Source organism: Euzebyales bacterium (genome assembly GCA_035461305.1).
Lineage (GTDB): Bacteria > Actinomycetota > Nitriliruptoria > Euzebyales > JAHELV01 > JAHELV01.
Genome location: DATHVN010000013.1, coordinates 1 through 18,873, shown reverse-complemented (window position 1 = coordinate 18,873; position 18,873 = coordinate 1). Strand labels below are relative to the sequence as shown.

The following is an 18,873-nucleotide window of genomic DNA, read 5'->3' as shown; positions in this document are numbered from 1 at the left end:
CGTTCACCGTGCGTTCACCTCGTGTATGCCGCGGCGACGCTTGGCTGACATGAAATGGCGGCATGAGTGACCACGGGCCTTCGGCGCTCGATCATGCTGCTGCCACCGACACATCGACCGAACCCGTGACGGGCTCGCCGGTGCCGACGACCGTCGTCGCCGAGCCGGCCGCGACGGAGATGCGCACCGACCGGCACATGTCCGCATGGGAGCGGGCGGCGCGGCTGCTGGCGCTCGTGGTGCTGCTGTACGGGTTCCTGGTCGGCGTCGACATCCTCGGCGAGGGCATCTCCGGTCTCGGATCGGACTTCGCGGACACCCTGTTCCGCGGAGTCGCCAACCCGCTGGCGGGCCTGGCCGTCGGTGTCCTGGCGACCGTGCTAATGCAGTCGTCGTCGGTATCGACGTCGACCATGGTCGCGCTCGTCGGCACCGGCGTGCTCACCGTCGAAGCCGCAGTGCCCATGGTCATGGGCGCCAACATCGGCACGTCGGTCACCTGCTTGCTCGCGTCGCTCGGAACGATCCGCCGCAACAACGAGTTCCGCCGCGCCTTCGCCGGGGCCACCGTCCACGATCTGTTCAACTGGCTGGCCGCCCTCGTGCTCCTGCCGCTCGAATTGCTGACCGGTGTGCTCTCGCGCGCCGCGGTCGCGCTCAGCGGCCTGTTCCCCGGCGCTACCGGTGGTGAGTTCGAGAGCCCGTTGAAGGCTGCGGTCGGTGCGGGGGCCGGCGTGGTCGAGTCGCTGGTCGGGATCGTGCCCGGACAGGGCAGTGCGGTGCTCCTCATCGTGCTCGGCCTCGTCCTGCTGTTCGCCACCCTCGCGCTGATCACCCGGAACATGCGGCTCGTGATCGCCGGCGCGGCGGAGCGCTCCCTGAACACCGTGTTGAGGCGTAGCGGGGCGCTGGGCATCGTCGTCGGCGTCGTGATCACGATGTCCGTGCAGTCGTCGAGCATCACGACGTCACTGCTGGTGCCGATGATGGCCGCCGGGGTCCTCACGCTGCGCAACGCGTATCCCATCACCCTCGGTGCGAACGTCGGTACGACGGTCACTGCGCTGATCGCCGCGCTGGCCGTGCCGCAGATCGAGGGCCTCCAGATCGCGCTGGTCCACCTGCTGTTCAATGTCGCGGGCATCCTGCTGTTCTATCCAGTGCCCTTCATGCGCGAGATCCCGATCAGGGGTGCCGAGCTGCTGGCCGGCGTGGCCACCCGGCGCAAGAGCATCGTCGCGATCTACATGGTGACGGTGTTCATCGCACTGCCGGCCGCGCTCCTCCTGGTGCTGGGCTAGGGAGCGACCTTCCCGCCCCGGTACACAGTCTCGGTCACGAGCCGCACCCGACGGGCGCGGCTTCGACCGTTGGGGGGTCGGGAGATCGACGTTGATCCTCGCATCGGGGTGTGTCACTCGGTAGCGTGCGTGGCACGCGTGGCGATCACGGCGCGGGGAGCGCAGATGGCAGCACTCATGCGATGGGGAAGGAGGGATGGCCTCGGCGACACCCATGAGGTGTTCCTCACGATGCTCCATCAGGCGCGCCAGGCCGTGGCCGTGGCGCTTGCGGCGCGCGTGGGTCAGGTGGACGTCGCGCCGGCGCTGGCGACCGTCGCCGAGCTGGAGGCGAACGCCGACGACGCCGAGATGCACCTGCGGCGCCTCCTGCTGGTGCACGCCAGCGTGCACGGCGCGGGCGACATCCCCGCCTGTCTGACCTACATGAGCATCGGCAAGGACGCCGAGAGGATCTCCGACCTGGCGCTGGGGCTGTGTCGCATCGCCGAGCACGCCGAGCCGCCGTCACCGGCACTGCGCGAGGACCTGGCGCGCGTCGGCGCTGCCGTGGTAGCCGTGCTCGACAGGGTGCCCGACGTGATCGAGGCCGAGGACGTCGACGCCGCCCGCATGCTGATCAAGCAGGCGCGCGCGGCACAGCAGGCATGCTCGGCCCGCCTGGACGACGTGATCCGCGACGAGTCGGGCGACGACGTGCCACAGGCAGCGCTAGCCGGTGACGTGGTTGACGGGTCCACGTGGAGGGTCGACTGGTCCGAGCAACCGGTGGCGCTCGCGCTGACCTACCGGCACCTGGGCCGGATCGCCGCGAACGCCCTCAACATCGTGTCGTCGGTCGTGGTGCCCCTGGACCGTCTGGACTACCCGGCGAGCCAGGACTGACGGCACGGTCACGGGCGCGGTGCTGGATGACACGGACGCGTCGGACGGTGGGGCGTCAGTCGTAGGTGGCCTCAACCCACCAGCGGTCGTCCTGCAGCGCCAGCAGGTGAGCGGTGCCGTCGGACAGCGCCATCTGGAACCGGGCCCGCCGGCGTGCCTGCGCGGCGTCCCACCAGCGCTCGTCGACGGGCCACGGCCCGGCCCAGCCCACCACGTCGAGCCACGGGCCGGCGGCGATCGACACGCGTGACGGCTCGGCGGTCGCCGTGCAACGCGCGGTGACCCCGACCGGCTGATCGGCGCGGTCACGGACATCGGCTGGCAGCGCGTCGGCGTGGACCACGGCCGGTGCCGGTGCCGGCAGCCGTCCGGGCCACGGCGGCATCTCGACGCCGGTCGGCACGCGCACCGTGACCATCCCCGGCAGGCCAGGGCGGGCGGGCTCGCGCGGGTCGCCCCACGCCACCAGCCGCACCTGGTCCGCCGGCGTCCGGCCGCCGCCGATCACCGCGGTGCGCACCCGCTCCTGTCCCAGCAGCCCCTGCACGCGCCCAAGGGTCCGCCGCACCTGCGTGTCGATCGTGGCGTGGGTGTCCCACAGGTCGGGCTGGACCTCCCCGACGGGCGCGCACTCGTCGGCGTGCAGCCGCACGAGCGACACGCCCGCCGTCGGGTGGTCCGGCCCGTTCCACCAGCCCTCCAGCTGCCAGCGCAGCCGATCGACCATCGCCGCCGGTGTGAACGCACCGTCCAGGTGGCGCCACAGGCGCACCTGCTGCTCTTCGTGGGCCGTGGCGACCTCAACGGCCAGCTGCACGCAGGCCAGGCCCGCGCGCTGCAGCAGTCCGTGCAGCGACTCGGCCAGCCCGCGACCGGCGAAAGCCACCATGTCGACGCGCTCGGCGGGTGGGTCGAACGACTGGGTGACCTGCAGCTCCGCCCGCGGTGGGTGGGTCACCAGCGGACGCTCGTCCAGCCCGCGGGCCAGCCGGTGCGCCCGTGCCCCGTCGGTGCCGAAGCGGTCGAGCACGTCGCGCTCGTCGAGCTCGGCCAGCGCACCCAGCGTGGTGATGCCGAGGCGGTGCAGCAGTTCGGTCAGCTCCGGGCGGTCCAGCGTCGAGACCCCGAACGGTGCCAGGAACGCCGCGCTGTCACCGGGCGGCACCACGACCCGGCGGCTCGCCGCAAGCAGCGCGCCGAACAGGCCGTCGGCGATGCCCACCCGGCACCGGTCCTCGCGCTGGTCGCCCGGTGCGATCCGTGTGAGGGTGTCACACACCGCCGCGGTGAGCCGCGAGACCAGTGCGGCGTCGCCGCCGAAATAGCGAGATGGTCCACGGGTAGCCAGCGCCACCACACCGGGGCGGACGATCTCGACCCGCGGGCTGAACGCGGTGACGGTCGCGACGACCGGCTCGAACGCCCGGGCGTCGGCGTCGGGGGCGGTCGGCAGCAGCTCGAGCTCGGGACAGCGGGCCTGCGCCTCCCGCTGGCGGTGGCCGCGTTGGACGCCGGCGGTCCGGGCGGCCGCGGTCGCGGCGACCACGCGGTGATCGTGCATGACGGCCGCCGGGTGGCCGGGCGGGACGCCGGCGGCGGTCAGGGGCCAGTCGGTGCAGCCCACCACCAGCGTCCGACGGGTCATGCGACGCCCGCGGAGGTGCCGGCGTCCGCGCTGTCGACGCGCCGCAGCGGCGTGGAGACCGCCACCGGCCGGACGGGGGTCACGTGGCCCTTCGTGTCCGGCAACCACACCGAGGCGTGCCGGGTGCGCCCCGCCAGCCGCCGGCCCCCGGCGCGGATCTGCAACTGTCGGCTGCGCAGGTGGCCGGCGCCCCACCCGAGTCCCTCCCACACCCCGGTGGTCCCCGTGAGGTGGACGTCGAACGACCACCCCGTCGCCGGTGCGTCGGGGGCGAGCACGACCAGTGCACGGCGGCGCTCGCGGACACGGGCGGTCAGCCGGCGCTGGGCCGTGGCGCCGGCCCTGGCGGGCGGTCGGAGCAGGACGACCTCGAACGCGTCGAGCAGCGCGGCGACGATGGCCAGCCAGTCGGTCCCCGGGTCGGGGACGAGCGCGAACCGCGCGAGGGGGATCCCGGCCGCGTCGGCGGCCTGCATGCCCAGGGAGTCCAGGCCCACCGCCGCGCACCAGGCGCCGGTGACGGTGGGAGCGGCGAGCAGGGCGAACGCCAGGGACGTCGCACCGGTGCCGGCGATGCCGACGGTGCTGCCACGACGCAGGGCGTGCTCGGGGAACAGCGGCTGCAGTGCGGATGCGGTGGGCAGCAGGTGGTCACGACGCTCGGTCAGCGACGTGGCCGGTGCGACCACCGCCCCGGAGGATGGATTCGACACAAGATGCAGTATCGAACATATGTTCGATCAATGCAACGCTGTGTCGATGTCCGGCTGTACTCGTCAGCTGGTCGTCACTGGGCGTCATCACGAACGCGGCTGGCCATGCGCTCCGGATCGTTGGGGAACGCTGCGAGCTCGTGGCCGGGTCACGGCTCGTTGGGTATCACGATCCAGGCCACCAGGTAGAAGATGATCTGCGTGCCCGGGAGGATGAACGACGCGAGGACTGCGAGCCGCACCACCGTCGGGTTCCAGCCGAAGTACTCGGCGATGCCGCCGCACACGCCGGCGACGACCCGATTGCTCCGTGACCGGTACAGGCGTCGGCCTGGCTCTCTGGGTGACATGACAGGCTCCTTGTGCTGTGTCCTACCGACGCTAACGTCGTGGACCTCCACCGACTCTCGGGAACCTTCCCGATCTTGCGGCCACGCACAGTGGGGCGTCGGGGTCAGCCCCCGCTCGGCGTCGCGGGGATCGCGCGCCGCTCCGACAGGTGCCGCCTGGCCGCTTCCCGCAGCTCGGTGACCGCCATCACGGCGAAGAACATCGCCACGGCGACGCCCGCCATCGCGGCGCCGGCCGCGAGGTCGAGGTGGTAGCTGGCCAGCAGCCCCAGGTACACGCTGAGGATCCCGACGCCGACCGATACGGTCATCATCGCCGGCACCCGGCGGGCCAGCAGGCTGGCCGTCGCGGGTGGAGCGATCAGCAGGCCGTACACCAGCAGGTTGCCGACGGTACGGAACGAGCTGATGATCGCCAGCGCGATCAGGGCCAGCAGCACCACCCGCGCGATGCCCGGCTGCAGCCCCAGGCCCTGCGCCTTGCGCTCGTCGAAGCTCAGCGCGAGGAAGGCGCGGTGGAACACCACCACGCCGACCAACGCGATGACGGCGGCCACGGCCTGGACCGCGATCGCCCGGGGCGGCGTGCCCAGCGCGGCGCCGAACAGGAACCCGAGCAGATCGCCGAAGTACGCCGACCCCCGCGAGATGATCATGACGCCCAGCGCGAGCATGCCGATGAACAGCAGGCCGATGCCGGCGTCGGCGGGCAGGTGGGAGTGGCGCTGGACGAGGTCGACGCCTGCGATCATCACGACCGCCGCCACCGCCGCGCCGATCGTGGTGGCCAGCCCGCTGCCGCCGGTCAGTACGTAGGCGATGGCGATGCCCGGCAGCACCCCGTGCGCCAGCGCGTCGCCCATGAAGGTCAGGCCCCGCAGCACCACCCAGGTGCCGACCAGCGAGCACGTGACCGCCGCGAGCACGCCGGCCACCAGGGCACGCTGCATGAACGCCGCGGTGAACGGATCGACGAGCACTTCGACCAGCTGGGTCACGACGACCTTTCCGCGGTGCTGTGGTGTCGGGGCCGTGGCGCGCCGACCTGTGCACACGACGACGCCCTCATGGGCGCAGCGCCCCGCTGATCCGCTCGGCGTCGATCATGAGCATATCGACGTAGGACTGCGGGCCGCCCTCCTGCCCGCCGAGCGATTCGGTGTGCAGCTCGACGATCTCGACGTGGGCGCCGACCTCGCGCGCGAGCGTCGTCGCCAGCTGCGCCGGCGCGGTGCTGTCGGTGAAGATCGTCGTCACCCCCTCGCGTCGCAGCGCGGCGGCCAGCTGCTCGATGTCGCGGGCGCTGGGCTCCGCACCCGTCGTCATGCCGGGGATGACCGTGCCTGCGACCCGCAGGTCGTAGCGGTCGGCGAAGTACGCGAGCGTCTCGTGGTTGGTCACGATGGTCCGCCGGTCCTGTGGCAGGTCGTCGAACAGCGCGACTATCCGCCTGTCCAGGTCGTGCAGCTCCGTGGCGTAGCGCTGGGCCCGCTCCGCGCTGCGCTGCGGCGCGCCGGTCAGCTCGCCAATCTGCGTCCCGAGCGCGCTGACGGCCTCGGCCATGCGGACCGGATCCATCCAGAAGTGCGGGTCGACGCCACCGTGGTCGTGGCCGTCGCCATCGGGTGTGGACACCTCGTCGGCACCCCGGTCGTGGGTGGCGTCGCCCTGCGCTTCGCCGCTGCCGTCGCTCGGCCTCTCCTGATCGTGGTCGCTGCGGGCGTCCTGGCCACCTGTCGCGTCATGGTCGTCGCCATCCTCGTGCTCGACCTCCAGGGGCGTGACGTGCTCCAACGCCGAGAACACCGGCACGCTCGCCGCCGCGGCATCGTCGAGCGCCGCCTGCAGGCCTTCCTCCAGGCCTCCGCCGTTGGCGACCACCAGGTCCGCGTCCTGCAGCTCGGCGAGCTGGCGGGCGGACGGCTCGAAGGTGTGCGGGTCGGTGCCGGGCTCCATCAGGACCGAGATTTCAGCGGTGCCGGGCGAAACGTTGCGGACCACGTCGCCCATGACCGTCGTCGTCGCGGCGATCGTCAATCCGTCGTCGCCCGAGCGCCCGGCGGCGCCGGTCTGGCCGCACGCGCACGTGAGCAGGACGAGAGCCACGAGGCACGCCGTCGCAGGACGTGACGGGCTGCGCTGGCGCCCGTGAGGCATGGCTCCTCCTAGATGAGATCGGAAACGATGTTCAACAACTGGTCCCACCAGGTGTACCATGCTTCTGGTAATCATTGTCAACTCGTCGGAGGTCGGGTTCCAGGGATGCCTCCACTGGTGGTCGAGGGCGCCGGTGTCACCGTCGCCTACGGGGCGCGCACGGCGCTGCAGGACTGCGATCTCGCGCTGCCGGGTGCCAGCATCACGGCGCTGGTCGGCCCGAACGGGTCGGGCAAGTCGACGTTGCTGTCGGCGATCGCCGGGCTGGTGCCGGTGACCGCGGGCACGTTGACCGTGCTGGGGCAGCGCCCCGGCCGCAACGGGCTGTCGGCGCGCGTCGCGTACGTCCTGCAGTCGACCGCCGCCAACGAATCGCTGCCCGTCACGGTGCGGGAGGTCGTCACGATGGCGCGGTTCGCACGCCGCGGACTGCTCGGGCGACTGTCCGCGGAGGATCGGCTGGCCGTCGACCGCGCGCTCGACCGCCTGGAGATCGCCGACCTCGCCGATCGGCACCTGCGCGAGCTGTCGGGTGGGCAACGCCAACGGGTGCTCGTCGCCCAGGGGCTCGCCCAGGATGCCGACCTCCTACTGCTCGACGAGCCCGTGACCGGCCTCGACCTCGCCAGCCGGGATGCCATCCTGTCCGTCGTCGAGGAGGTGCGTGAAGCGGGTGGTGCCGTGATCGTCGCGACCCACGACCTCGGCGACGCCGAACGCGCCGACCACGTCGTGCTGCTGTCCGGCCGGGTGATCGCGGCAGGGGCACCGGCGGAGGTGATCACCTCCGAACACCTGCGCGCGGCCTACCGTGGCCGCCATGTCGGCGACGAGATCGACGAGCTCAGCCACCTCGACGAGCACGTGCACACGCATGACGATCCGGTGCGTCGCCGATGAGCGGTGGGTCCGGTGACGATGCGACACACGTCGACGGGCCGGGAGGACGGACAAGTGAGCGAGACAGTGACGTCGGATGCCCTGCGCGAGGCGGGCCTGCGGGCCACCCGTCAACGAGCGACCGTGCTCGACGCCCTGCGCGGGCGCCCCGACGCCATCACGGCGCAGGAGCTCCACGGCGAGCTGCGCGCCGACGGCGAGCCGGTGGGGCTGACGACCGTCTACCGCACGCTTGCGTCGCTGGCGGACGCCGGCCTCCTCGACGCGATCCCACGGGAGGGCGAGCAGGCGTTCCGGCTGTGCTCCGAGGACCATCACCACCACCTGATCTGCGAGACGTGCAACCGCGTCGACGAGATCACGGCCGAGGAGGTGGAACGGTGGGTCGACGCGGTCGCCTCGCGCCGCGGGTTCACGGTCACCGGCCACCGTGCCGACATCTACGGCGAGTGCGCGGGGTGCGCTGGGCCGTAGGTCCGGGCAGTTCGCCGACCAGGTAACGCTGCACGTCGGGTCCGACGATGCGCGCCACCTCGGCGGGCGACCGCGACGCCAGTGGTTCGATCGCCGCGACGTACCGGACCATCAGCAGGCCGACGAACTGCGACGCGGCCAGCGTGGCCCGCAGCGTCGCATCGTGCGATCCCCGCCCGCCGGCTCGCTGGCGCTCGCCCTCACCCTGTGATCCCCCGCCCGCCATTCTGCGTGTCGATCGCGGCGGCCAGCGGCCGCATGACGGTGAACGTCACGAACTCACGCCGCAGCTCGGCCGTGCGGCCGCCCTCGGCCAGCGAGCGCACCACCATCAGCACCGGGTTGACGTCGGCAGCGTCCCAGACGGTCAGCATGGTCTCGACGATGCGCTCGCCCAGCCTGTCCGTGCCCTGGTCGACCAGTCCGGCGAGGATCGACGCCGGATCGACGGGGATGTCGAGCGCCGCGACGAACAGGTCCGACTTGCTGCCGAAGAAGTGGTGGACCAGGGCGGGGTCGACCTCCGCGTCGGCCGCGATGCCGCGGATCGTCGCACCGGTGAACCCGTTGTCGGTGAACTGGCGCCGCGCGGCGTCCAGGATCTCGCCCCGGGTGTCGGTGGCACCGGGTCGGCGCCCTGTGCGCGCCATCAGGCCGCGGGCCGGCGGGCGAGCTCCACGAAGACCTCCTCGAGGGTCGCCGGCACGTCGTGTGCCTCGGCGGGGATGCCGGCCGAGGCCAGCAGCGCGGCCACCCGCTCCGCCGGGGCATCGATGACGCGCAGCCGCCGGCCGTCCAGCGCGACGCCTAGCGCGGCGTCGTCGAGTGTGGTGAACGCGTCCTGCCAGTGGTCGGTGCGCACGGCAACCGTGTGACGGCCCGCCACGATCTGGTCGGGCGGCCCCGTGGCGACCACCCGCCCGGCCGCCATGATGATCAGGCGGTCGCACTGCTCGGCCTCGGACAGGTGGTGGGTGGAGATCAGGACGCCGCGGCCCGCGTCGGCTTGTTCGCGGACCCGCTCCCACAGGCGCGCCCGCCCCAGCGGGTCGACGCCGGAGGTGGGTTCGTCGAGCAGCAGCAGCTCTGGTCCGTGTCCGGTGGCCGCCGCGAAGGCCGCGAGGCGGCGCGCTCCCAGCGGCAGCGACCCGATCGGGCCGCCAGCATCGCCGGGCACCCTCGTGAGCTCGGGCCGGTAGCCGTAGACCCGGCCCGTGAACCGCAGCTGCTGGGTGACCGTGAGGTCGGTGTACAGGCCGAGGTTCTGCGGCAGGTAGCCGATGCGGGTGCGGGCGTCGCGGGACGGGGGGCCACCGAGGAGCTCCACCGTGCCAGCGGACGGGCCGAGCAGCCCGAGGATCACCTTGACCAGCGTGGTCTTGCCCGCTCCGTTCGCCCCGAGCAGGCCGACGACCTCGCGCGCGTCGACAGCGAGGTCGACAGCGAGGTCGACGGCGTCGACGGCGGCGAGGTCACCGAAGCGGCGGGTCACGCCGTCAGTGCGCAGCAGCCTCATCTCAGACCACCTCCGCGACAGGCCGCGGCTGCTGTCGGTTCCGTGGAGCATCGCCATGACGATCGCGTCCTCGAGGTCGGGGTCGACGGGAGTCGCGTCGTCCGGTGGGCAGCGGCAGGCGACCAGACGCGCCAGTCCGCGCCGCGTCGCCAGCTCAGATCCCGCGGGCCCGGTGTCAGGGAGCGGTACAGGCCGGTGCTCACCTCCGCGATGATCGCGTCAGGGTCACCGGCGCCCAGCACGTGGCCCCGGTCGAGGGCGAGGACATGCGCGCACCGCTCGGCCTCGTCGAGGTACGTGGTGGCGAGCAGGACCGTGGTGCCGTCGCGCGCCGCCGTCGCCATCAGGCGCCACAGGTCGGTGCGGCTGACCGGGTCGACGCCGGTCGTCGGCTCGTCGAGCAGCAGCAGGTCCGGCTCGTGGAGGGTCGCGAGCGCGAACCGAGCTTGCGGCGCATGCCACCCGAGAGCCGGTCGGTGAGGCGCCCGGCGGCGTCGGCCAGACCGGTCGCGTCGAGCAGCGCGGCGGTACGGTCGCGCGCGGTGGCCCGGTCCAGCCCACGGACCCGGGCGGCGAACGTGAGGTTCTCTGTGACGGTGAGGTCGCCGTACCCCGGCGGGTCCGCGGCCAGCATGCCCGTGGCCCGCAGCGGTCCCGTGTGCACGCGGCCCTGCGCAGGAGCGACCCGGCCGGCCGGGCAGCGCAGCAGGGTGGTCTTGCCGGCACCGTCGCCACCGACGAGCGCGGTCACGACGCCCGGACGGATGTCGAGCGTGAAGTCATGGACGGCCGTGGTCCCGCCGAACGTCACGGTGACGGCCTCGAACCCGTAGCGCGTCACACCGCCACCGCCCGCTGCGGCGACAGGTCCCGGCGGAACCGCAGGACCGCCAGTGTCACGATCGCCGTGCCGAGCAACGCCAGCATGCCGAAGGGCTGGGCCATGGCCGCCAGGTCGGAGCCGCGCAGCATGGTCGCCCGGGCGATCTGCACGAACCACGTCAACGGCAGCACGTAGGCGATCGGGCGGATGCCCGCCGCCAGCGCATCGATCGGGAAGATGAGCCCGGAAAGCAGGACCTGGGGCACCAGGGTGAGGATCGCCAGCTGGATCGCCTGCGCCTGTGTCTGGGACACGGTAGAGATCAGCACGCCGAGGCCGAGGGCGGTGAACAGGAACAGGGCGGCGCCGGCGGCGAAGACCCATGCAGAGCCGTTGAACGGCACGTCGAACAGCAGCAGCCCGACGAGCCGTCGCGCTCATGCTCGCGGTGCTGATCTCCGCGCTCGTCGAGCGCAGCGTGCTGTCGACCGCAGTGGTGTTCCTGGCCTGCGGTGTGCTCATAAAGGGCATCGGGATCGTGCCCGAGAGCCCCGAGGAGATCGTCGAGTTGATCGCCGAGCTCGCGCTGTTCAGCGTGCTGTTCACCGACGGCATGCTGGTCGGCATCCGCGACCTGGCGGTCGCGTGGCGCCCTGCCGGGCCGTGCGCTGCTGCTCGGCATGCCGTTGACGCTGATCGGCACCGCGGTCGCCGGTCGCTACATCGTGGGCCTGCCGTGAGTCGAGCGTTCCTGCTCGGTGCGGCCCTGAGCCCGACCGATCCCGTGTTCGCTTCGGCGATCGTCGGCCGTCCCGAGGTGCCCTATCGTCTGCGCCACTGCTCAACGTGGAGAGCGGCGTCAACGACGGCCTCGCGCTGCCGGTCGTGCAGGTCCTGCTGGGGCGAGCGGTGGCGAGGCCGAGACCGGGACCGCGCTGGAAGAGGTCGTGCTGGGCCTCGTCGTCGGCATCGCCATCCCGCTGGTGACCATCCATCTGGAGCAGTCGCGCTTCTTCGCGGCGTCCGGGCCGTCTGAGCAGCTGAACGGGTTCGCGACCGGCCTGCTGGTCTACACGGTGGCACGGGTGACGCACGCCAACATGTTCCTCGCCGCGTTCGCCGCCGGCGTCACGGTCGCGAGCACCGGTCCACGTGCCCGCGAGGCCGCCTTCGGTGAGGGTCGTGGCCGAGCTCTTCAAGCTCGCCGCGCTGTTCGTCTCCGGGACGTTCCTGATCCCGGAGGTCTTCGCCGTCGCCGGCTGGCAGGTCTACGTGTTCGCCCTCGTGCGGTGATCGTGGTGCGTCCGCTGACCCTGCCCGTCGCGCTGGCCGGGACCGGCCTGCTGAGGGGTGAGTACGCCGCCGCGTCGTGGTTCGGTCCCAAGGGGTTCGCCAGCGTCGTCTACGGCCTGATCGATCATCCTGCAGTCCAACCTCGCCGACGCGTCGCGGATGTTCCAGTCGATCGCCCGGGCCGCCACCGTGTCGATGGTGCTGCACTCGTCGATCGACGTCCTCATCGCCGACTGGTTCCGCGACAGCACGCCGACAACTGAGCCGCCACCGCCTTCCGCGTCGCCGGACCATTGACGCACCCCGCTCGTCCTCCCGGGTGAGCGTCGTGCGGGCGTGAGGTACAACTGGCGGCATGCTGTCGGTGCTGTCGCCTGCGAAGTCGCTGGACTACGAGTCCAGACTGCCGACGCGCAAGCACTCGCAGCCGCGGATGCTCGACCGGTCCGAGGAGCTCGTCGACGTCCTGGTGACCAAGTCACCCGCTGAACTGTCGTCGCTCATGGACATCTCCGACGACCTCGCGGAGCTCAACGCCAAGCGGTTCGCTGACTTCATGACGCCGTTCGACCGGCACAACGCCCGTTCCGCCGTGCTGGCGTTCAACGGCGACGTCTACCAGGGCATGCAGGTCGCGACCTTCGGCGAGCGCGACTTCACCGAGGCCCAGAAGACGGTGCGCATCCTGTCGGGCCTGTACGGGGTGCTGCGCCCGCTCGACCTGATGCAGCCGTACCGGCTCGAGATGGGCACGAAGCTGGTGACCCGCCGTGGTCGCACGCTCTACGAGTACTGGGGTGGCGACATCACCGCGGTGCTAAATGAGGACCTCGCGGCGGCGCCGGGGCCTGAGGCCCTCATCAACCTGGCGTCCGAGGAGTACTTCCGCTCGGTGCATGCCGACGACATCGATGCCCGCGTGATCAGTCCGCGCTTCCTTGACGCGAACGGTGACGGTGACTACCGGGTCGTGTCGTTCTTCGCCAAGCGGGCGCGCGGCGCGATGGCCGGGTGGCTGGTGCGCAACCGCGTCCGCACGCTCAAGGGCATCCGCGAGTTCGATGGGCTCGGCTACCGCTACGACAGGGACCGGTCGACATCGAGCGAGCCCACGTTCGTGCGCGGCTGACACCTCGCCTCGCGGTTCTGGGGACGCGCCCCAACGCTGGCCCGGCGTCGTGTCCCGATTGACGTCGCGGTCGTGGCTGGGGACGCGCCCCAACGCTGGCCCGGCGTCGTGTCCCGATTGACGTCGCGGTCGTGGCTGTGGGGCGCCCCAACGCCGACCCGGTGTGGTGTCCCGATTTACGTCGCGGTCGTGGCTGTGGGGCGCCCCAATGCCGACCCGGTGTGGTGTCCCCATTTACGTCGCGGTCCTGGCTGTGGGGCGCCCCAACGCCGACCCGGTGTGGTGTCCCCATTTACGTCGCGGTCGTGGCTGTGGGGCGCCCCAACGCCGACCCGGTGTGGTGTCCCCATTTACGTCGCGGTCCTGGCTGTGGGGACGCGCCCCAACGCCGACCCGGCGTCGTGTCCCCGGATCGACGGCGGTGACGGCCTTGACGCCTCTACCGACAGGTGTTGATCTGTAGGCTGGATGCACGCGGCCGCAACGCGTTGGGCCGCAGCGACGACAAGGGCAGCGTCATGCGCAACAAGACCCGTCTGACCACCCCACTCGTGCGCCGTGACGGTGTGCTCGAGGCGACCTCGTGGGACGAGGCGCTGGCGGCCGCAGCGGCCGGCCTGCGCGAGGTGCGCGACACCTACGGCGGCGAGGCCATCGGGATGTTCTCGTGCTCGAAGGCGACGAACGAGACCAACTTCATGGCACAGAAATTCGCGAGGGCGGTGCTGGGCAGCAACAACATCGACAGCTGCAACCGCACCTGACACGCTCCCAGCGTCGTCGGTCTGGCGACAGTGTTCGGTGCCGGAGGCGGTACCAGCTCCTACGAGGAAGCGGAGCACGCCGACCTCATCGTGCTGTGGGGCTCCAACGCGCGCAGCGCACACCCCATCTTCTTCCACCACGTGCTCAAGGGCGTCCACAACGGCGCCAAGCTGTACTGCATCGACCCACGGCGCAGCGAATCGGCCGAGTGGGCCGATGCCTGGCTGGGCATCGACGTCGGTTCAGACATCGCGCTGGCCAACGCCGTGGGGCGCGAGATCATCCATGCAGGCCTGACCAACCGCGAGTTCATCGAGCGGGCGACCACCGGCTTCGACGCGTATGCCGCGTCGGTCGAGCCGTGGACGCTGGACCGCGCGTCGCAGATCACCGGCGTGCCCGCGGAGGCGATCCGGGACCTGGCCCACACCTACGCGCAGGCCGACCGTGCCCAGCTGTGCTGGACGCTGGGGATCACCGAGCACCACAACGCAGCGGACAACGTGTTCGCTCTGATCAACCTCGCGCTGCTGTGTGGCCACGTCGGGCGCTACGGCTCCGGCCTATCCCCTCTGCGCGGGCAGAACAATGTACAGGGCGGCGGTGACATGGGTGCGCTGCCCAACAAGCTCCCTGGCTTCCAGGACGTCGCCGACGACGCCAAGCGCGGGAAGTTCGAGGCGGCGTGGGGCGTCGAGATCCCGTCGACGCCCGGCCGTCACCTGACGCGGATGTTCGAGGGCATCGAGGAGGGCGTGATCCGCGTCTTGTACATCATCGGCGAGAACCCCGCGCAGGCCGAGGCCGACGTCGGACGGGCGCGGCGCCTGCTCGACGCCGTCGACTTCATCGTCGTGCAGGACATCATGTTGACGCGCACGGCCGAGATGGCCGACGTCGTGTTACCTGCCGCCGCCGACTGGTGCGAGGCCGAGGGCACCGTCACGTCGAGCGAGCGTCGCATCCAGCGCGTGCGCAGAGCACTTGATCCGCCTGGCGAGGCACGCCCTGATCAGCACATCATCGCCGCGCTCGCCGCCGAGCTCGGTCAGGACTGGGGCACCCCGACGGCGGAGGAGATCTGGGACGAGCTGCGCAGCCTGTCGCCGATCCACGCGGGCATGAGCTACCGCCGGCTCGAGGAGCACGGTGGGCTGCCGTGGCCGTGCTACGACGAGGACCATCCGGGCGAGCTGTTCCTGCACGCCAGACTGTGGGACGACCCGGTCACCGGACCACCAGCACCGTTCACGCCGGTCGAGTACGAGCCGCCGGTGGACGAGCTGACCGCCGAGTTCCCGCTCCGCCTCACCACCGGCCGGCACCTGGACGCGTACAACACGGGCGTGCAGACCGACGGCTACACCTCCCCGCTGCGCCGTGAGCGGCGCAGCGGGGCGATGATCGACCTGTCGCCGGAGGACGCTGACCGCTTGGAGCTGGCGACCGGTGAAGTGGTCGAGGTCGCGTCGCGCCGCGGTGCCCTGAAGGCCCAGGTGCGGGTGGATGACGGGCTGCGCCCCGGCCTGGTCTTCATGGCGCTGCACTATCCCGACGAGACCGACGTGAACCTGCTTACGATCGACGCCTGGGATCCCAAGAGTGGGACGGCCGAGTTCAAGGCGACTGCGGTGCGGATCACGAAGGTGGTGGACACGACCGCCGCCGACGTGGGTGTCACCGCTCGCGAACACCAGGTGGACGCTGCCGCCGACGCGGACACCGCTCACGAACATCGAGACGAACGGGTGCGTGCCTGAATGGACCTGCGCTTCTCGAACGCCCAACCGACCGACGAGGAACGCGCCACGGTGGACGGCGTGCTGGGTCCCCCTGACTCCAGCTGGCTGGGAGGGCCCGACCGCACCGCGACCGACACCCGGCTCGCGCACACCGGCCGGCGCATCCGCCGGCGTCGTGACGAGCTGCTGCCGGCGTTCGATGCGGTGCAGTCCCAGATCGGGTGGATCAGCGAGGGCGCGCTGATGTACATCTGCCGGCGCTTGTCCGTGCCGCCCGCGGAGGCGTACGGCGTTGCGACCTTCTATACCCTGCTGTCCGTGACCGAGCAGCCGCCGCGCGTCCTGCACGTGTGCGACGACGTGGGCTGCCGTGGCTTCGGCGCAACCGAGCTCATCGGACAGCTCGAAGAGCGGTTCGGCCCCGAGGACCGGGTCGTCGACGACGCGACCTGGCGACGGTCGCCGTGCGTCGGGCAGTGCGACCGCGCCCCGGCGTGCTACGCCCAGCTCGCCGGGACCGACGACACGACGCTGGTGCACACGTCGGTCGACGACGCCGTCGCGGTCCTCGGAGGCGCACAGCCGGACGTCGCACCGGTCCGCACCCCTCAGCACGGACAGGACGGACTGCGCCTGCTGCGGCGCGTCGGGGTGGTCGACCCGACCGACCTCGACGCCTACCGCGCCGACGGCGGCTATGAGGCCCTGCGCCGCGCCGTGGAGCTCGGGCCGGAGGGCGTGCTGCGCGAGATCAGGGACGCCAACATCCGCGGCCGCGGAGGCGCCGCCTTTCCGGCTGGCGTCAAGTGGGAGGCGGTGGCCGGTGCGCCGCGCCGCCCGAAGTACGTGATCTGCAACGCCGACGAGTCCGAGCCCGGCACGTTCAAGGACCGCATGATCATGGAGGGCGATCCGTTCGCGATCGTCGAATCGATGACCATCGCCGGGTTCGCCGTCGGCGCCGAGCAGGGGTATCTGTACATCCGTGGCGAGTACCCGCTGGCGACGCAACGGCTGCGGCGCGCGATCGAACAGGCGCGTCGTCGCGGATTTCTCGGTGACGACGTCATGGGTGCGGGCATCCGGTTCGACATCGACCTGCGGCGCGGCCAGGGCGCGTACATCTGCGGCGAGGAGACGGCCCTGATGAACTCGATCGAGGGCTACCGCGGCGAGCCGCGAAACAAGCCGCCGTTCCCGACGATCGCAGGGCTGTTCGGACAGCCGACGGTGATCAACAACGTCGAGACGCTCATCAACGTGCCGGCGATAGTCGCGGACGGTGGGCGTGCGTACGCGGCGGTTGGGACGCAGGACTCGACTGGCACCCGGCTGTTCTGCCTGTCGGGCGCCGTCGGGCGGCCCGGGGTCTACGAGGTGGAGTCGGGCACCACGTTGGGCGAGCTGATCACGCTGGCCGACGGCGATGCCGATGCCGTCGGGGCGGTGCTGCTCGGTGGGGCCGCGGGCGCATTCGTGACCGCCGACCAGCTGGACCTGCGCCTGACCTTCGAGGACGCCCGTGCGGCCGGCCTCGGCCTCGGCTCCGGCGTGGTCATGGTGTTCGGCCCCGACGCCGACATGGCCGACGCCGCGCGCAGGATCGCGCGGTTCTTCCGCGACGAGTCGTGCGGGCAGTGCGTCCCGTGCCGCGTCGGGACCGTGCGGGTCGAGGAAGCGCTCGACCGTTACCTGAGCAACGGCCACGACCCCGACGACCGGTCGCTGATCGACGAGATCGACCGGGTGATGAAGGACGCGTCGATCTGCGGGCTCGGCCACACCGCCGGCACCGCGATCCGCTCGGCGCTGGACGCCGGACTGCTGGGAGGTCCCCGGTGAGTGACCGCACGGTGACGATCACGCTCGACGGCACCGAAGTCGAGGTGGCCGAGGGCGCGACGCTGCTCGACGTGTGCCGCGACGAGTCCATCGACACCCCGACGTTGTGCTACTCCGACGTGCTCGAGCCGGTCAACGTGTGCCGGGTGTGCGTCGTCGAGGTCGAAGGCTCGCGACCGCTGGTCCCCGCGTGCTCGCGCAGGGCCGAGGACGGCATGGTGGTCCACACCGACAGCGAGCGCGTGCGCCACAGCCGGAAGATGGTGCTCGAGCTGCTCGGCTCCTCGGTCGACCTGTCCTACGCCTCCGATGAGGTCCAGGGCTGGATGGACCGCTACCAGGTCGACTCCGGCCGCTACGGACCGCCGGCCTCCGTGTCCGCCAACGGTGACCGCGACACCCGCAAGGTCCACCCCGGTCACCACGGGCCGGTCAACGGCTTCGCGGCCGAGACCGTCGCGCAGCCGTCCAAGATCGACAACGCCCTCTACATGCGCGACTACAGCCGCTGCATCACGTGCTACAAATGCGTCGAGGCCTGCGGCGAGGACGCGCAGAACACCTTCGCGCTGACCGTCGCGGGGCGCGGCTTCGACGCCGGCATCGCCACCGAGTACGACGTCGCGCTCGGCGACTCGGCCTGCGTGTTCTGCGGCAACTGCATCGGCGTGTGTCCGACCGGCGCGATCATGTTCCGCTCCGAGTACGAGTTGCGCGAGGCCGGACTGTGGGACGGCGACGCGCAGGAGGTCACGCGGACCGTCTGCTCGTTCTGTGGCGTCGGCTGCAACCTGGAGCTGCACGTCCAGGACAACCGCATCGTCAAGGTGACCTCGCCGCAGGACCACGACGTGACGCGTGGCCACCTGTGCATCAAGGGCCGCTTCGGCTACGACTACGTCCAGCAGCTGCCCGACCCGATGACGACGCCGATCGACGAGGTGCTCGCCGCCGCGCGTCGGACCACGTAGCCCAGCAGTGGCACACCGTTCTAGGCATCCAGCGAGTCAGTTGATACACGCCAGATTGGCACCCTGTCCGTCTGGCCACGTCGCTGAGCGCGTCCTGTGGCGCTGACGCCAGCGGAGTTCATCTGTTCGTCACATTTACGTTGCGCACGGTCACATTGATTATGCGGGTGGTAGATGGTTCCCCTTCCTGTCATGGCCCGTTCGGTCTATCGTGACGTGGTTCGTTCGACACTCCCGCCGTCGGCCGGGTCGATCGCGGGGGTACGACCCGAAGGACTGAGCTGATGACGAATCATTCGGCGCTGTCACCGTCGCGTGCGCGGATCCGTGCGCTTGCGGTGGCGCTCGTGGCCCTCCTGCTCGCGGC

19 protein-coding genes are annotated in these 18,873 nt (G+C 71.3%); 10 read left to right on the top strand and 9 right to left on the bottom strand.

Features of this window, described 5'->3' with window-relative positions:
* Nucleotides 1–125: 125 nt before the first annotated feature.
* Both VK923_01345 and VK923_01340 read left to right on the top strand, forming a co-directional pair.
* The gene (locus VK923_01345; GenBank protein HSJ43311.1) at nucleotides 126–1,301 is read left to right on the top strand and encodes a Na/Pi symporter; all 1,176 of its coding nucleotides are present in this window, start codon (nucleotides 126–128) and stop codon (nucleotides 1,299–1,301) included.
* Between the two features lie 165 nt (nucleotides 1,302–1,466).
* Entirely contained in the window at nucleotides 1,467–2,186 is a 720-nt protein-coding gene (locus VK923_01340) for a hypothetical protein (protein ID HSJ43310.1), read from the top strand.
* A gap of 55 nt (nucleotides 2,187–2,241) precedes the next feature.
* Here the strand turns inward: VK923_01340 and VK923_01335 are convergent, their stop codons facing one another.
* From VK923_01335 to VK923_01315, 5 genes are all read right to left on the bottom strand, one after another.
* Nucleotides 2,242–3,831, bottom strand: coding sequence for a DNA polymerase Y family protein (locus tag VK923_01335; protein HSJ43309.1), 1,590 nt, complete (start codon nucleotides 3,829–3,831; stop codon nucleotides 2,242–2,244).
* Nucleotides 3,828–4,520, bottom strand: a complete 693-nt coding sequence (locus VK923_01330) for a hypothetical protein (GenBank protein ID HSJ43308.1) — start codon at nucleotides 4,518–4,520, stop codon at nucleotides 3,828–3,830. The genes VK923_01335 and VK923_01330 overlap by 4 nt, the downstream gene beginning before the upstream one ends.
* Nucleotides 4,521–4,693: 173 nt before the next feature.
* On the bottom strand, nucleotides 4,694–4,894 hold the full coding sequence (locus tag VK923_01325) for a PspC domain-containing protein (protein ID HSJ43307.1): 201 nt from the start codon (nucleotides 4,892–4,894) through the stop codon (nucleotides 4,694–4,696).
* A gap of 104 nt (nucleotides 4,895–4,998) precedes the next feature.
* On the bottom strand, nucleotides 4,999–5,892 hold the full coding sequence (gene aztB / locus VK923_01320; GenBank protein ID HSJ43306.1) for a zinc ABC transporter permease AztB: 894 nt from the start codon (nucleotides 5,890–5,892) through the stop codon (nucleotides 4,999–5,001).
* 67 nt (nucleotides 5,893–5,959) lie between these two features.
* Nucleotides 5,960–7,000: a metal ABC transporter substrate-binding protein gene (locus VK923_01315; GenBank protein ID HSJ43305.1), complete on the bottom strand. Its 1,041-nt coding sequence runs from the start codon at nucleotides 6,998–7,000 to the stop codon at nucleotides 5,960–5,962.
* A gap of 156 nt (nucleotides 7,001–7,156) precedes the next feature.
* Between VK923_01315 and aztA the strand changes: the two genes are divergently transcribed.
* Both aztA and VK923_01305 read left to right on the top strand, forming a co-directional pair.
* The gene (gene aztA / locus VK923_01310) at nucleotides 7,157–7,951 is read left to right on the top strand and encodes a zinc ABC transporter ATP-binding protein AztA (GenBank protein ID HSJ43304.1); all 795 of its coding nucleotides are present in this window, start codon (nucleotides 7,157–7,159) and stop codon (nucleotides 7,949–7,951) included.
* A 54-nt stretch (nucleotides 7,952–8,005) separates the two neighbouring features.
* A complete protein-coding gene (locus VK923_01305) occupies nucleotides 8,006–8,425 on the top strand; it encodes a Fur family transcriptional regulator (GenBank protein HSJ43303.1) in 420 nt (139 codons plus the stop codon).
* Between the two features lie 200 nt (nucleotides 8,426–8,625).
* Here the strand turns inward: VK923_01305 and VK923_01300 are convergent, their stop codons facing one another.
* From VK923_01300 to VK923_01285, 4 genes are all read right to left on the bottom strand, one after another.
* Entirely contained in the window at nucleotides 8,626–9,075 is a 450-nt protein-coding gene (locus VK923_01300; GenBank protein HSJ43302.1) for a TetR family transcriptional regulator, read from the bottom strand.
* Nucleotides 9,075–9,941, bottom strand: coding sequence for an ABC transporter ATP-binding protein (locus VK923_01295; GenBank protein ID HSJ43301.1), 867 nt, complete (start codon nucleotides 9,939–9,941; stop codon nucleotides 9,075–9,077). Before VK923_01295 ends, VK923_01300 begins: the two co-directional genes overlap by 1 nt.
* A 343-nt stretch (nucleotides 9,942–10,284) precedes the next feature.
* The gene (locus tag VK923_01290; protein ID HSJ43300.1) at nucleotides 10,285–10,782 is read right to left on the bottom strand and encodes an ATP-binding cassette domain-containing protein; all 498 of its coding nucleotides are present in this window, start codon (nucleotides 10,780–10,782) and stop codon (nucleotides 10,285–10,287) included.
* Nucleotides 10,779–11,177 (bottom strand): ABC transporter permease, encoded by a 399-nt coding sequence (locus tag VK923_01285; GenBank protein HSJ43299.1) that lies wholly within the window; start codon nucleotides 11,175–11,177, stop codon nucleotides 10,779–10,781. The genes VK923_01290 and VK923_01285 overlap by 4 nt, the downstream gene beginning before the upstream one ends.
* Before the next feature lie 26 nt (nucleotides 11,178–11,203).
* On the opposite strand from VK923_01285, the gene VK923_01280 reads away from it, so the two are divergent.
* From VK923_01280 to VK923_01255, 6 genes are all read left to right on the top strand, one after another.
* Complete coding sequence (locus VK923_01280; GenBank protein HSJ43298.1) at nucleotides 11,204–11,800, top strand: hypothetical protein; 597 nt, start codon at nucleotides 11,204–11,206, stop codon at nucleotides 11,798–11,800.
* A gap of 416 nt (nucleotides 11,801–12,216) precedes the next feature.
* On the top strand, nucleotides 12,217–12,354 hold the full coding sequence (locus VK923_01275; GenBank protein ID HSJ43297.1) for a hypothetical protein: 138 nt from the start codon (nucleotides 12,217–12,219) through the stop codon (nucleotides 12,352–12,354).
* Between the two features lie 58 nt (nucleotides 12,355–12,412).
* Nucleotides 12,413–13,186, top strand: coding sequence for a peroxide stress protein YaaA (gene yaaA / locus VK923_01270; protein HSJ43296.1), 774 nt, complete (start codon nucleotides 12,413–12,415; stop codon nucleotides 13,184–13,186).
* Nucleotides 13,187–13,704: 518 nt separating this feature from the next.
* Nucleotides 13,705–15,711 carry a molybdopterin-dependent oxidoreductase gene (locus tag VK923_01265; GenBank protein HSJ43295.1) on the top strand — a complete coding sequence of 669 codons (2,007 nt, stop codon included), beginning with the start codon at nucleotides 13,705–13,707 and terminating at the stop codon, nucleotides 15,709–15,711.
* Nucleotides 15,712–17,535: an NAD(P)H-dependent oxidoreductase subunit E gene (locus VK923_01260; GenBank protein HSJ43294.1), complete on the top strand. Its 1,824-nt coding sequence runs from the start codon at nucleotides 15,712–15,714 to the stop codon at nucleotides 17,533–17,535.
* Entirely contained in the window at nucleotides 17,532–18,506 is a 975-nt protein-coding gene (locus VK923_01255) for a 2Fe-2S iron-sulfur cluster-binding protein (GenBank protein HSJ43293.1), read from the top strand. The genes VK923_01260 and VK923_01255 overlap by 4 nt, the downstream gene beginning before the upstream one ends.
* The last annotated feature ends 367 nt before the right edge of the window (nucleotides 18,507–18,873 follow it).